Consider the following 14,424-nt stretch of genomic DNA (forward strand, 5'->3'; position numbering starts at 1 on the left):
ACAGTTTACGATCCGGTGACCGCCGCGCCGGCGGGGCGGGAGAAAATGTCCGGCCGCCGGTGCCGTAGCACGGGAACCGTGTCGCGTACCTGCGCGCCGAGCGCCAGGTCGATCTCCCCCGTCTGTACGGCACGCCCCGGCCCGAGGTCGTGCCGTACGACGCCGAGGGGATCGACCAGCATGCTCCGGCCGACGCCGAACCCGTCGGAGGCGGACGGGTTGGGAGCCTGGCCGACCGCGATCGTCCACGTGGTGTTCTCGATGGCGCGGGCCCGGACCAGGGTCGCCCAGTGCTCCTCCTTCATCGGCCCGGACCCCCACGCGGCGATGACCGCGAACGTGTCCGCCCCGGCGTCCACCAGCGCCCTGGCCAGCTCGGGGAAGCGGACGTCGTAGCAGGTGATCAGCCCGATCCTGAGTCCGGCGAGCTCCACGACCACGGGGACGTCACCGGCGACGACCAGGTCGGACTCGCGGGCCCCGAACGAGTCGAAGAGGTGGATCTTCCGGTAGGCGGCCTTGAGCTCGCCCTCCTCGGAGATCGCGACGGCCGTGTTGCGCACGCGGCCGTCCCCCGGCTCGAACGTCCCGGCGATGATCGCGGTCCGGAACTCGCGCGCCGCCTCCAGCAGTCCTGTCACGAACGGGCCGTCCAGCGGCTCGGCGGCCTCGGTGACGTCCCGGCCGAAACGGGTCAGCGTGGCTTCGGGGAACACCGCCAGCTCGGCGTCCCGGGCCTCGGCCAGTGCCTCGCGCACGGCTTCGAGGTTCGTCTTCGGGTCGCGGGAGATCGGAATCTGGCACAGGGCTACGCGTGTCACGGTTCCCAGTCTGCCCGTTGGGCGGGGGCTCCCACCATGCGAGCACCGTGAGCGCCGTGTGAGCACGGTGTGAGCACGGTACGAGCACCGTATGAGGCGGCGCCGGACCCACTCCAGCGGGCCGTACCGGTAGCCGGCCGGCCACCAGCGCCGGCGGAGAGCATCGATCTCGGCGATCCGGGACCGGGGGCGTGGTGGATCACGTCTGCCGTCATCGTCCGGAGCACCTCGGCGCGGTCAACCGGTAGATTACGAGCGTGAGAGAGCCTCTGGTGGCACGGATGCGGGAGTTCGGGACGACCGTCTTCGCGACCATGACGAGACTGGCGGTCGAGACCGGTTCGATCAATCTGGGACAGGGCTTCCCGGACACCGACGGACCCGAGGCGATGCTGGAGCGGGCCGTGGAGGCGATCCGCGGCGGCCTCAACCAGTACCCGCCGGGACCCGGAATCCCGGAGCTCCGCCAGGCGGTGTCCGAGCACCAGAAGGACGGCTACGGTCTCGACTACGACCCCGACGGCGAGGTGCTGGTCACGGTCGGCGCCACCGAGGCCATCGCGGCGACGGTGCTCGCGCTGTGCGAGCCGGGCGATGAGGTGATCGTCTTCGAGCCTTACTACGACTCCTACGCCGCCGCGATCGCCCTCGCGGGAGCCGCCCGCGTCCCCGTGCCGCTGCGCGTGGACGCCGGGAGGTTCACGTTCGATCCGGGCGAGCTGGCCGCCGCCGTGGGGCCGCGCACCCGGGCGATCCTCGTCAATTCGCCGCACAATCCGACCGGGACGGTGTTCACCCGCGAGGAACTCGCCTCCATCGCGCGTCTGTGCGAGGAGCACGACCTGATCGCGATCACCGACGAGGTCTACGAGCACCTGACCTTCGACGGTGTCGAGCATCTCCCGCTCGCGACGTTCCCCGGCATGCGGGAACGGACCGTGACCATCTCCTCCGCGGGCAAGACCTTCTCCGTGACCGGCTGGAAGATCGGCTGGGTCTGCGCGCCGTACACCCTGGTGAGCGCGGTTCAGGCGGTCAAGCAGTTCATGACCTTCACCTCCGGCGCCCCCTGGCAGCTCGCGGTCGCGTACGGTCTGCGGCACGAGATGGAATGGGTGGCGGCCCAGCGTGCGTCCCTCTCCGCGAAGCGCGACAGGCTGGCGGCGGGGCTGGCCTCCAGCGGCTTCGAGGTGCTCCGGTCGGCCGGGACGTACTTCATCCAGGCCGACATCCGGTCGCTGGGCTTCGACGACGGGCTCGCCTTCACGCGGCAGCTCCCTGAACGCGCCGGTGTCGTCGCCATCCCCACCCAGGTCTTCTACGATCACCCCGAGTACGGCGCCCGGTACGTGCGGTTCGCCTTCTGCAAGCGTGACGAGGTCATCGACGAGGCCGTCGACCGCCTCAAACGCCTTTGAGCTGAACGCCTTCGCACTGTTCGCGTTAATCCAGGCGATTTCGGATTAACTGCTCACGCTCCCGCCTTCGGGGCAGCGTGTCGTTCGCCTTGTTCGCCTTGTTCGCCGTGGGTGTGGGTGTGGGTTGCTGCGCTGCGGTGGGTGGTTGTTCCGGCGCGCCGTGATAGCGGGCCTCCGGTGATGCCGCTGTCGCGGCCTTCGCGGGCGCGGTGGTACATGGCACGGTCCTACGCGCGCCTCCACAACCACCCACCTCCGCTCCGCTCTCCGCTCTCCGCTCGTCGACCGCAGAGCTTCAGGGTGAGGGCTGTGTCCGCGGCGACGCCGATCCCGCCCTCGGGGAGCCCGGAGCCCGTGAAGGGGAGCCCGGATCCTGTGAAGACCGTGCCGCGTCCCATCAATCCCGAAATGTCACGGCTAAAGGTGAGTTAGAGAATGATTAGTGCATGAGCTCGATGTTGGCTGGGAATCGTCGCGGACTCGCTCTTTACGCTGGGTTGCTTACGGCGAGCACCCTGCTCACCGCCTGCGTGGTGTCGCCATCGGCGAAGGTCTCACGCTCGAAGGGGCCGCCCCCGAAGCCGGATCCCACGCTTTCCTCTACCGCCCAGACTGCTCCGCCCTGTCCCGAATCGGGTGTCGTCATCACGACGGGAGAGGTCGACGCCGCTATGGGGCTTCGTGCACTCAGCATTGAGATGGTCAACTGCGGGGACCACCGCTACCGCGTGAAAGGTTTTCCGTCCATCCGCGTCCTTGATCCCGACCGGAGACCACTCGATGTCAAGGTCGGCAATGGGACATCGTCCATTGCCCTTATCGACGGGTACGACACCAAGCCTATGTCGGTGACGTTGAAACCCGGCGAAAAGGCGGTGGCGGGTCTGGTCTGGAGGAATACGATGACGGACCCTACAGTGACCGCGACGATCGGCTCCTATCTGGAGATCGCCCCAGTCGACGGAGAGCCCCCGCAGACAGTGCCGCAGTACGTAGATCTTGGCAACACCGGCAAACTAGGCGTGACAGCATGGGCCCGTTTGCGGTGATTTCAGACTGATGATCGGGCTTTCAAGGCGCCCCTGCATCACCTCCCAAGCGTCATCTCGCTCGCATCCAGCTCAGACATGCGTGCCGGCTGGCGAATCCGCGGCTCATTCGTGATCCCGCCGGCTCGAACCCGTGCCAGATCTACCAGCGGACCGACATTGGACCGACATCGCGCCACCACCTCCGCCTCGAAACCGAATAGCGCATCAGGTGTATAGCGTCCATAGCTGCGCAAATGCCAAGAAATGCAGTAAATAGTCCGAATCTCTGCAATGGGCTGACGCTCATGGTCTGTCGCACAAGCAAAAGGGGCATATCTCCAAATATCATTACAAAAAACTGTCATTTGATGCAGCGAATCCGTTGCGAATGCGTGTTCGAGTGTGGCATTATTCAGATGCGCGTTCGAATATTCGCGGAGGGGGCGGGTGTGGCGGAGTTCTTCGGGTCGTTGGAGTTCTTTTCGCGAGACGAGCGTCCTTCTCCGCCTGGGCCGTGTGATTCCGAGTGGTGGGATCAGATCACCTCGCGGGCGAAGTCCTGGGGGTCGGATGGCAGTTCAGCCCTTGCCCCCGATAAGGACTGCGCGGCACCCACGTCTGCGAGCAGCGGCACCGTCCACAACGGCGCTCCGGCCGCGGAGCAGCGGCCTGCTTCCGGATGCGGGAAAGCCTCCCACCGTGGAGGTGCCTTCGCCTATGGCGAGACTCCCCCCAACGGCGACGCCTTTCACACCGACGAAGCTCCGACCGAGAAGCAGCGTGCTTCCGGTTTCCGGGAAGCGTCCTACCGTGGAGACGCTCGTGGTCATGAAAGGTCCGACAGCGGCGAGACCTTCGATGACGGCGAGGCTCCGGCGGAGGAGCAGGCCGCTCCCGGTGGTGGCGTGTCGTCGGGTCGGGTGTCGTGGCCGTTGGTGGCCTCGGTCCGGGAGACGGCCTCCGCGCTGGCATTGGCGGTGGTGCCGGACTCGCCGGGGGTGTGTCTGGCCGAGGCGGAAGACCTGCTGTTCGCGCGGGATCGGCTCATCTCCGCGATCGCGGCGCGGGTGGAGCGGGTGCATGCCGCCGGTGAGGCCAAGGCGTGCGGGCATGCCTCCACCAAGTCCTGGCTGCGTACCGCTGCCGGGATGGGTGTCGCGGGCGCGGGCCGGATGCTGGCGCTCGCGGTGGAGCTGGCCCGCCTACCTGAGGTGCGGGCCCGGTTCGCCGACGGCAGCCTGGCGGAGGGGTATGTGACGGCGATCTGCGCGGCGACCGGCCGGTTGACCGATGAGCAGGCCGCGCTGGCCGAGCCGATCCTCCTCACGCTCGCCGAGCAGGCGACTCCGGCGGAGATCGCCCGGGCCGGCCGCTACCTGCACGCGGTGCTGAACCCTGATGGGGAGGCCGATGACGCCGAGGCCGACTACCGGCAGCGTTTCCTGCTTGTGCGGGAAAGCTCCACCGGCGGCCTGGAGGGGGAGTTCCGGTTGCCCCGGGAGGCGGGCGCGCGGCTTCGGGCGTTGCTGGATGCGTATGCCAAGCCCAAGGCCGAGGGTGATGACCGGCCGCTGCGGGTGCGGAATGCCGACACGCTGATCGCGCTGCTGGAACACCAGATCGGCACCGAGTTGCTGGTTCTGATCAACGCCGAGTCCCTCCCCGACGACCCACCGGCAGCCCCCAGCCACGACACCCCGGCCCAGCGCACCCCAGCCCACGACACCCCCGCCCAGGGCACCGACACGCAAGAGGCGGCCACGCACGACATCGCGGCCCCCGACCACGGCACCCCCGGCCGTGGCACCGACGCGCAAGAGGCGGCCACGCAGGACGTGGCAGCCCCGGACAGTGCCGACCACGACAGCATCGGCTCGCAGGGGGCTGCCCGCGACACAGCCGCCCAGGCCAGCGGCGCACAAGACATGGCAGCCCGCGAGAACACCGCTGCCCGCGAGAGCGCCGACTGCGAGGAAGCCGGCCACGGCACCACCACCACCCAGGGCGCGGCAGCCCGGGAGAGTGCTGACCACGCCCAGAGCGGGCAGCACACCGCCAGGCAGGGCGCCGCCATGCAAGGCACGGCTGCGCCGCAGGATGCGGCGGACCGAGACACGGCTGCCGGAAAGACGACCGGCCAAGAGGCGGCCACCGATGGGGCAGCGGCAGCCGTTGGCGACTCGGCCGCCGATGACACCCAGACGCGTGGCACGGCTGCTCACCTCAGCGGCGCAACCACCACGGCCGCGAGTGCGGCTGGCGCCAGGACCGAGAGCGGACCTCCCGCTACAGCCTCGACATCAGACACAGATGAGCCGCCCACGCCACGACAAGAGCCGGACAAACCACGGCGCGAGCGGGAGCCGTCCGCAAGCGGGCGGAACACGCCCGGGCAGGAACGCAGGCCGTCCGGCAAAGGTCGTGGCACGACCCTGGATGAAGCGTGCGCGACAGCAGACGGACGAGACTGGGCGCAAGCCACGGGCGGCCCATCGCGGGATACAGCGAGTACATCGCGGGATGGGCGAAGCTCGTCACGGGAGACGGCGAGTGGGCCACACAGTAGGCGACGCTCGACGCGGAGCGGGCGGGTGTCTGACTGGGTGACCCCTGGCGGGCTGATCTCGGGCCGGACGCTGCCCGGACTGCTGCTGGCCACCGGGCAGTTCCTCCCCATCACCGACATCCACCGCCTGGCCTCCACCTCCAGCCTCACCCGCCTGGTCATGAACGCCGAAGGACGGATCCTGGACGTCGGACGCACCGTCCGCCGCGCCACCAGAACACAGCGGCGAGCCATCCTCGCCCGCTACGCCACCTGCATGGTCGACGACTGCCACCTACCCGCCCACCTCTGCCAGATCGACCACGTCCAAAACTGGAGCGACGCAGGCGCCACCGACCTCGACAACCTCGGCCCCACCTGCCAATTCCACAACCGCGACCGCTACCAACACCCCGACCGCTACCAACTCCACCGCGTCGGCGACAACCGATGGGCATTCACCTACATCGGCCCCCGAGGCGCACGCATGCGCACGGACTGATCATGCGGGCGCAGGCCCAGCCCGCCCCATCAGCCAGCCCGCCCCATCAGAACGTCACACGACCGATCGGGGAGGACGGCAGAGAAGAGGGTGGGGCAGGAACCCCGGCAGGGGTCCGGAAAAGCGGAAAGACCGGCCCCACGAAGGGACCGGTCTTTCTCCACGCCTACGCCTGACCCGTGCCGTCGCCGGGAACATCGGTCTCGTCATCGCGTACGGGCTCGTCGCCGACACCGAGGTCTTGGCGCAGCCGCTCGAGATCCATGTTGTGGTTGGCGTATTTGAGCTGGCGAGCCACCTTCGTCTGCTTCGCCTTGGCCCGACCCCGCCCCATTGATCGTCCTCCCTCACACAGGCCGTGCTTCGCCCTATTCTCTATCATTTGAAGAATTATGCAATTTCCCACACCGTCCGGCCCTGGGACATAGATCTTCTGCCCATTGCGTACGGCTTGTGCCGGCGGGATCCGAGTCCCCCGAGGTCACACCACAGAGAACCACGGCTTGCCACTGTCACCGCCGGCACCTCGACGAGTGTGTCCCGGCCGCGCCTGCCGTACGACGTGTCGGCCCGAGGTCGTCAGGGCCGCGTATGCTCCGCCTCCCGCAGCTCCGCCAGCAGCTCCCCCTGGCCCGCGATCATGTCGGTCAGAATCCGCCTCGCCGCCCGCAGCAGATCGGCGACGTCCTTGCTGCTCAGCGCGTAAACGACGGTAGATCCCTCACGCGTCGAGGTCACGATACCCGCTCGCCGCAGTACGGCTAGTTGCTGCGACAGGTTGGACGCCTCCACCTCGATCCCGGCGAGCAGGTCGCGCACCGGGAGCGGGCCGTCTTGAAGCAGTTCCAGGACCCGGATCCGTACGGGATGACCGAGCGTGCGGAAGAACTCGGCCTTCGCCTGGTAGAGGGGAACGGGCATCAGCACCTCCCCCTACGGCCGGCCGCGCCCGGCGGCGGGGCCACCCGGCGTGGTGTGCGCGGCCCGGCGACGTCACGCATGCACGTCTCCGTTCCCTGGTGCGGATCGAGCTGACAACGAGAAATCGTCACACACCATGGTAGCCAATTGAAAACTTCTTCAAGTCCCACGACAACCGCTCGCCCGCCACGGGCGGCTGTCGTCAGACACGACCTAATCCTTGATCTCGCAGATCGTGGACCCGGCGGTGACACCCGCGCCGACCTGGGCGGACAGCCCGGCGATGGTGCCCGCCTTGTGGGCGGTGAGCGGCTGCTCCATCTTCATCGCCTCGAGCACCACGATGACGTCACCCTCGGCGACGACCGCGCCGTCCTCGACGGCCACCTTGACGATCGTCCCCTGCATGGGCGACGTCAGCGCGTCACCGCTCGCCGCGGCGCCGCCCGGCTTCCGGGAACCGCCCCCGCGCTTCGGCTTTCCGCCGTTCGGCCGCGCCGCCGCGGCGGCACCGGACGCCCCGAACCCGGCGGGAAGGACGACCTCCAGGCGCTTGCCGCCGACCTCGACGGTGATGCGCTCGACGGCGGCGGGCTCGGCGGTCCCGGCGTCCCCGGTGTCTCCGGCATACGGCGGGATCGTGTTGACGAACTCGGTCTCGATCCAGCGGGTGTGGACGTCGAACGCCTTGCCCCTGCCGATGAACGCGGGGTCGTCGACCACGACCCGGTGGAAGGGCACCACGGTCGGCATGCCCTCGACGACGAACTCCGCCAGCGCCCGGCGCGAGCGCTCCAGCGCCTGCGTGCGGTCCCGCCCGGTGACGATGAGCTTGGCGACCAGGGAGTCGAAGGATCCCGGGACCGTCTCGCCCTGGTCGTACCCTGCGTCGAGCCGTACGCCGGGGCCGGAGGGCGCGTGCCAGCGGGTGATCGTGCCCGGCGCGGGCAGGAAGCCGCGGCCCGGGTCCTCGGCGTTGATCCTGAACTCGATCGAGTGCCCCTGCACCTTGGGGTCCTTGTAGCCGAGCTCCTCGCCGCAGGCGATCCGGAACATCTCCCGGACCAGGTCGATGCCGGTGACCTCCTCGCTGACCGGGTGCTCGACCTGCAGCCGCGTGTTGACCTCCAGGAACGAGATCGTGCCGTCCTGACCGACGAGGAACTCGCAGGTCCCGGCTCCGACGTAGCCCGCCTCGCGCAGGATCGCCTTGGAGGAGTCGTACAGCACCGCAAGCTGCTTACGGGAGAGGAAGGGGGCCGGGGCCTCCTCGACGAGCTTCTGGTGGCGGCGCTGCAGCGAGCAGTCACGGGTGCTGACCACGACCACGTTGCCGTGCCGGTCGGCCAGGCACTGGGTCTCCACGTGGCGGGGACGGTCCAGGTAGCGCTCGACGAAGCACTCGCCGCGCCCGAAGGCGGTGACGGCCTCGCGGACGGCCGACTCGTAGAGTTCGGGGATCTCCTCCAGGGTGCGGGCGACCTTCAGCCCACGCCCGCCGCCGCCGTAGGCCGCCTTGATGGCGATGGGCAGTCCGTGCTCCCGCGCGAAGGCCACGACCTCGTCGGCGCCGGACACCGGGTCGCTGGTCCCGGCGACCAGCGGCGCCCCCACCTTCTGGGCGATGTGCCGGGCCTGCACCTTGTCGCCGAGGGCCTCGATGGCGGCGGGCGGGGGGCCGATCCAGACGAGGCCGGCGTCGATGACCGCCTGCGCGAAGGCGGCGTTCTCGGCGAGGAAGCCGTACCCGGGGTGCACGCCGTCCGTGCCGGTACGGCGGGCGACGTCGAGGATCTTCTCGATGTCGAGGTAGGTCTCCGCCGGGGTGGCCCCGCCGAGCGCGTACGCCTCGTCGGCCATCCGTACGAAAAGGGCGTCGCGGTCCGGGTCGGCGTAGACCGCCACGCTGCCGATTCCGGCGTCCTTGCACGCGCGGACGACGCGTACGGCGATCTCTCCGCGGTTGGCGACGAGCACCTTACGCAGGACGGGAGAGTTGCTCACTGAAGTCCTCCAAGCTTCCAGCTCGAGTCGCGCCAGCCTCCGTGACTGGCGACGACGGGCCGGCGCAGCATGTGGTGACGGGCGGCCCAGCGACGTTGCGGGGTGGGCACGGGGGCCGGGGCGGCCGCCGTGCGGGCGGCGACCACCATGACCAACGCGGCGAGCTCCTCCGGAGATGGCTCGCCCTTGATGACGCGTAGCTCGCTCACAGCGGGATGTTCCCGTGCTTCTTGGGCGGCAGCCCCTCCCGCTTGCCGCGCAGCAGCCGCAGCGAGCGGACGATCTCCCGCCGGGTCTCACGGGGGGCGATCACCGCGTCGACGTAGCCGCGCTCGGCCGCCTGGTAGGGGTTGGCCAGTGTGTCCTCGTACTCCGTGACCAGTTTGGCACGCAGCGCCTCGGGGTCGTCGGTCGCGGCGAGCTCCTTGCGGTAGAGGATGTTGACCGCGCCCTGGGCGCCCATCACGGCGATCTGCGCGGTCGGCCAGGCGAGGTTGAGGTCGGCACCGAGGTGCTTGGACCCCATCACGTCGTAGGCGCCGCCGTACGCCTTGCGGGTGATCACGGTGATCAGCGGGACGGTGGCCTCGGCGTAGGCGTAGAGGAGCTTGGCGCCGCGGCGGATGATGCCGTTCCACTCCTGATCGGTGCCGGGCAGGAACCCGGGGACGTCGACGAGCGTGAGCACGGGGATGTTGAACGCGTCACAGGTACGCACGAAGCGCGCGGCCTTCTCCGAGGCGTTGATGTCGAGGGTCCCGGCGAACTGCATGGGCTGGTTGGCGACCACGCCGACCGGCCGGCCCTCCATCCGCCCGAAGCCGATGATGATGTTGGGCGCGAACAGCGCCTGCACTTCCAGGAAGTCGCCGTCGTCGAGGAGGGACTCGATGACGATCCGCATGTCGTACGGCTGGTTGGCCGAGTCGGGCACGAGCGTGTCGAGCGCCAGGTCGACCTCGCCGATCTGGAGGTCGGCCTCCTCGCCGATGGCCGGGGGGTCGTCCAGGTTGTTCTGGGGGAGGTAGGACAGCAGCGCCTTGACGTACTCCAGCGCGTCGTCCTCGTCGTGGGCCAGGTAGTGGGCGTTGCCGCTCTTGGCATTGTGGGTGTGGGCGCCGCCGAGCTCCTCGAAGGTCACGTCCTCACCGGTGACGGTCTTGATGACCTCGGGGCCGGTGACGAACATGTGCGAGGTCTGGTCGACCATGACGGTGAAGTCGGTGAGCGCGGGCGAATACACGTGGCCGCCCGCGCAGGCTCCCATGATCAGGGAGATCTGGGGGATCACGCCGGAGGCGTGCACGTTGCGCCGGAAGATCTCGCCGTACAGGCCGAGCGAGACGACGCCCTCCTGGATGCGCGCCCCGGCGCCCTCGTTGATGCCGATGATCGGGGATCCGGTCTTCACGGCGAGGTCCATGACCTTGCAGATCTTCTCGCCGTACACCTCTCCGAGGCTACCGCCGAGGAAGGTGAAGTCCTGCGCGAAGACGCACACGTGCCGGCCGTCGATCGTCCCGTAGCCGGTGATGACGCCGTCGCCCGGGACGCGGTTGCGCTCCAGCCCGAACGCGGTGCTGCGGTGCTTGGCGAGCCCGTCCAGCTCGACGAACGATCCCTCGTCCAGCAGCCGCTCGATCCGTTCCCGGGCGCTGAGCTTGCCCTCGGCGTGCCGCTTCTCGGCCGCCCGTCCGGTGGATCCGACCCGTACGGCCTCATCGCGGCGATCTTCGAGCTGGGCGAGCTTGCCCGCCGTACTGTGCAGATCCATTGATCACCACACCTCTTGAGACTGAGTTTCAGTCGTACGATACTCAGTACCAAGACGACCGACAAGGCCAGCGAATCCGGGAGAATGGCTCGATGCCACGATCGCCCACCAGCCAGCGCCTCGCCGACGCGGCGATTCAGCTCTTCAACGAGCGCGGCTACGACGAGACCACCGTCGACGACATCGCGGCCCGCGCGGGTGTGAGTCGCAGCACCTTCTTCAGGTACTACCGGTCCAAGGACGACGTGATCTTCCCGGATCACGACGCGCTGCTCGCGAAGGTGGACGCCCGCCTGAGGGCGTCGACCGCCGACACCGCGATCGTGGCGGTGTGCGACGCCGTCCGCATCGTGCTCGCGCACTACGTCGAGGACGCCGAGGTGTCGCTGCGGCGCTACCGCCTGGTCGGCCGGGTGCCCGCGCTGCGCGACCGCGAGATCGTCAGCGTCGCGCGCTACCAGCGGCTGTTCCGCGAGTACGTCGGTGACTGGCTGGCCGGGTCGCCCGACGCCGCGCTCCGCGCCGAGCTCATGGCCTCCTCCGTCGTGGCCGCGCACAACCAGGTGCTCCGCGGCTGGCTGCGCGCGGGCGGGTCGTACGCCCCGTTCGAGCCGCTCGACCACGCCCTGCAGTACATCATCAGGACGTTCCGCCACCTGGAGAACCTGGAGAGGCCGCGCAACGGCGGCGACCAGGTCGTCGTGGCGACCTTCCCGCGCTCGGCCGACCCGGACGCCGTCTTGGACGCCATCCGGGCGCACCTCGGCTCGCGGTAACAACGGCCACCGCGAGCCGACGACGCCGGGAACCCCCGGTGTTCAGGCGTACCGGTGGGCCGCCTCCTCGGCGAGCTCGGGCTTCAGCGCCCGGAGCACGGCCACGGTGATCGCGTGCGCGTCCACGCCGAAGTGCCGGCGCGCCGCCTCCCTCGTGTCCGACAGGCCGAACCCGTCGGTGCCGAGCGACACCCAGTCCTGGGTGACCCAGGGCCTGATCTGGTCGGGGACGGCCCGCATCCAGTCGCTCACCGCCACCACCGGCCCGTCCGCCCCGGCCAGGGCTCCAGTGACGTACGGCACGCGCTCCCGCTCCGCGGCCATCGCCTCACGGCGCAGCTCGCTCCACGAGGTGACCGACCAGACGTCGACGCCCACGCCCCAGTCGTCGGCGAGCAGTCGCTGCGCTTCCAGGGCCCAGTGCACGGCGGTGCCGCTGGCGAGGATCTGGGCCTGGCCGCCTCCGGCGGAGTACCGGTAGATGCCGCGCAGGATGCCCTCCTCGACGCCCTCGGGCATCGACGGCTGGGGCTGCGGCTCGTTGTAGACGGTGAGGTAGTAGAAGATGTCCTCCCCCGCCGGGCCGTACATCCGGCGCAGGCCCTCCCGGACGATCACGCCGATCTCGTAGGCGAAGGCCGGGTCGTAGCTGAGGCAGGCCGGGTTCACCGAGGCGAGTAGCTGCGAATGGCCGTCGGCGTGCTGTAGCCCCTCCCCCGTCATGGTGGTGCGGCCCGCGGTCGCGCCGATCAGGAACCCGCGGCCCATCTGGTCGGCGAGCGCCCACATCTGGTCGGCCGTGCGCTGCCAGCCGAACATCGAATAGAAGATGTAGAACGGGATCACCGGCTCGCCGTGCGTGGCATAGCTGGTGGCGGCGGCGGTGAAGCTCGCCATGCAGCCCGCCTCGGTGATGCCCTCGTTCAGGATCTGCCCGGACGCCGACTCCTTGTACGACAGGAGCAGCTCCCGGTCGACCGCGTCGTACCTCTGGCCGAGCGGCGAATAGATCTTCGCCGTGGGGAAGAGCGACTCCATGCCGAACGTGCGGGCCTCGTCGGGGACGATCGGCACCCAGCGCTGCCCGCTCTCGGGCACCCGCATCAGGTCTTTCACCAGGCGGACGAAGGCCATCGTCGTGGCGATGGTGCCGCCGCCCTTGGCGAGCGCCTCGAACGGCCGGTCCGGGGCAGGCGGCACAGGGGCGTACGTCGCGGTGCGCCGGGGCACGGGACCGCCGAGCGCGTTCCGCCGTTCGGCGAGGTAACGCCGCTCCTCCGGTCCGGCGTGCAGGTAGGGCGGCAGTTCGCCCTCCAGCGCCGAGTCGGGGACGGGAAGGTCGAGGCGGTCCCGCATGGCCCGGAACTCGTCCTGGGTGAGCTTCTTCATCTGGTGGTTGGCGTTCCGCGACTCGAAGCCGGAGCCGAGCGTCCACCCCTTGACGGTCTGCACCAGGATCACCGTGGGGCCGTCGCGGTGCTCCAGGGCCGCGCGGTAGGCGGCGTGGACCTTGCGAGGCTCGTGTCCCGCCCGCGATCCGCCGACGATGCGTTCGAGATCCTCGTCGCTGTACGGCGCCGCCAGGCTCTCCAGCCCCTGGAACAGGCGCTCCCTGATGTAGGCGCCACTGGAGGCGGCATAGGTCTGGAACTGCCCGTCGGGCACCTCGCCCAACCGGGCGGCGAGCAGGCCGCCGATGTCGCGGGCGAGCAGGCCGTCCCATTCCTCGCCCCACAGCGCCTTGACGACGTGCCAGCCCGCACCCCGGAAGACGCCTTCGAGTTCCTGCACGACGCGGGTGTTGCCGCGTACGGGGCCGTCGAGCCGTTGGAGGTTGCAGTTGATGACGAAGGTGAGGTTGTCGAGCCCTTCCCTGGCCGCCAGGGTGAGCGCGGCCGTGGCCTCCGGCTCATCCATCTCGCCGTCGCCGAGGAAGGCCCACACGTGGCCGCGCGAGGTGTCCTTGATCCCCCGGGCCGCGAGATAGCGGTTGAACCTGGCCTGGTAGATCGCGTTCAGCGGGCCCAGTCCCATCGAAACGGTCGGGAACTGCCAGAAGTCCGGCATGGACCGCGGATGCGGATAGGACGGGAGGCCTCCCCCGCCCGCCTCCCGGCGGAACCGGTCGAGCTGCGCCTCGGTCAGCCGCCCTTCCAGGAACGCTCGCGCGTAGATTCCCGGCGAGGCGTGGCCCTGGAAGTAGACCTGGTCGTCGGTGCCGTGGAAGAAGTGGTTGAAACCCACCTCGTACAGCCAGGCGGCCGAGGCGTAGGTGGATATGTGGCCGCCGAGGCCGAGCTTGCTGCCCCTCGTCACCATCGCGGCGGCGTTCCACCGGTCGTAGGCCGCGATGCGCTCCTCGATCGCCAGGTCGCCTGGGTACGGCGGCTCCTCACTGGTGGGAACGGTGTTGAGGTAGGGAACGGGCGGCCTGCCGATCGTGTCGAGCAGCCGCCCCATCAGATAGCGAGCCCGTTCGGGGCCCGCCTCCCGTACGAGCGCATCCAGAGACTCGTGCCATTCGGCCGTTTCCTCTGGATCCACGTCGGGGATCTGGTCCCACAGTGCCATGGCAACGCCTCCTGGGGAATACCAATCATCCGATCATTCGATCAGATGATAGTGCCCAGGC

Annotated in this window: 11 protein-coding genes; 4 read left to right on the forward strand and 7 right to left on the reverse strand. The window is 69.3% G+C overall.

Annotation, left to right across the window (positions count from 1 at the left end):
• Positions 1-5 precede the first annotated feature (5 nt).
• Positions 6-821 carry a carbon-nitrogen hydrolase family protein gene (locus QSK17_RS04050; RefSeq protein ID WP_285703009.1) on the reverse strand — a complete coding sequence of 272 codons (816 nt, stop codon included), beginning with the start codon at positions 819-821 and terminating at the stop codon, positions 6-8.
• A 257-nt stretch (positions 822-1,078) separates the two neighbouring features.
• Here QSK17_RS04050 and QSK17_RS04055 point away from each other — a divergent pair, with 257 nt between their 5' ends.
• From QSK17_RS04055 to QSK17_RS04065, 3 genes are all read left to right on the forward strand, one after another.
• Entirely contained in the window at positions 1,079-2,239 is a 1,161-nt protein-coding gene (locus QSK17_RS04055) for a pyridoxal phosphate-dependent aminotransferase (RefSeq protein ID WP_285703010.1), read from the forward strand.
• Between the two features lie 446 nt (positions 2,240-2,685).
• Positions 2,686-3,288 (forward strand): DUF4232 domain-containing protein, encoded by a 603-nt coding sequence (locus QSK17_RS04060; RefSeq protein WP_285703011.1) that lies wholly within the window; start codon positions 2,686-2,688, stop codon positions 3,286-3,288.
• Between the two features lie 902 nt (positions 3,289-4,190).
• On the forward strand, positions 4,191-6,317 hold the full coding sequence (locus tag QSK17_RS04065) for a DUF222 domain-containing protein (protein ID WP_285703012.1): 2,127 nt from the start codon (positions 4,191-4,193) through the stop codon (positions 6,315-6,317).
• Between the two features lie 166 nt (positions 6,318-6,483).
• Here QSK17_RS04065 and QSK17_RS04070 read toward each other — a convergent pair whose 3' ends face one another.
• The 5 genes from QSK17_RS04070 to QSK17_RS04090 form a co-directional block, all read right to left on the reverse strand.
• A complete protein-coding gene (locus QSK17_RS04070; protein ID WP_502889123.1) occupies positions 6,484-6,651 on the reverse strand; it encodes a DUF3073 domain-containing protein in 168 nt (55 codons plus the stop codon).
• 245 nt (positions 6,652-6,896) lie between these two features.
• Positions 6,897-7,238 carry an ArsR/SmtB family transcription factor gene (locus QSK17_RS04075; RefSeq protein WP_285703013.1) on the reverse strand — a complete coding sequence of 114 codons (342 nt, stop codon included), beginning with the start codon at positions 7,236-7,238 and terminating at the stop codon, positions 6,897-6,899.
• Positions 7,239-7,451: 213 nt separating this feature from the next.
• The gene (locus QSK17_RS04080) at positions 7,452-9,224 is read right to left on the reverse strand and encodes an acetyl/propionyl/methylcrotonyl-CoA carboxylase subunit alpha (protein ID WP_285703252.1); all 1,773 of its coding nucleotides are present in this window, start codon (positions 9,222-9,224) and stop codon (positions 7,452-7,454) included.
• A gap of 14 nt (positions 9,225-9,238) precedes the next feature.
• Positions 9,239-9,451: an acyl-CoA carboxylase subunit epsilon gene (locus QSK17_RS04085; protein WP_285703014.1), complete on the reverse strand. Its 213-nt coding sequence runs from the start codon at positions 9,449-9,451 to the stop codon at positions 9,239-9,241.
• The gene (locus tag QSK17_RS04090) at positions 9,448-11,016 is read right to left on the reverse strand and encodes an acyl-CoA carboxylase subunit beta (RefSeq protein WP_285703015.1); all 1,569 of its coding nucleotides are present in this window, start codon (positions 11,014-11,016) and stop codon (positions 9,448-9,450) included. The genes QSK17_RS04085 and QSK17_RS04090 overlap by 4 nt, the downstream gene beginning before the upstream one ends.
• A gap of 92 nt (positions 11,017-11,108) precedes the next feature.
• On the opposite strand from QSK17_RS04090, the gene QSK17_RS04095 reads away from it, so the two are divergent.
• A complete protein-coding gene (locus QSK17_RS04095; protein ID WP_285703016.1) occupies positions 11,109-11,792 on the forward strand; it encodes a TetR family transcriptional regulator in 684 nt (227 codons plus the stop codon).
• A 42-nt stretch (positions 11,793-11,834) separates the two neighbouring features.
• On the opposite strand, the gene aceE is transcribed toward QSK17_RS04095, so the two are convergent.
• Positions 11,835-14,363, reverse strand: a complete 2,529-nt coding sequence (gene aceE / locus QSK17_RS04100) for a pyruvate dehydrogenase (acetyl-transferring), homodimeric type (protein ID WP_285703017.1) — start codon at positions 14,361-14,363, stop codon at positions 11,835-11,837.
• Between the last annotated feature and the right edge of the window lie 61 nt (positions 14,364-14,424).

The organism is Microtetraspora sp. NBRC 16547 (assembly GCF_030268965.1).
In the GTDB taxonomy this organism is placed as follows: domain Bacteria; phylum Actinomycetota; class Actinomycetes; order Streptosporangiales; family Streptosporangiaceae; genus Microtetraspora.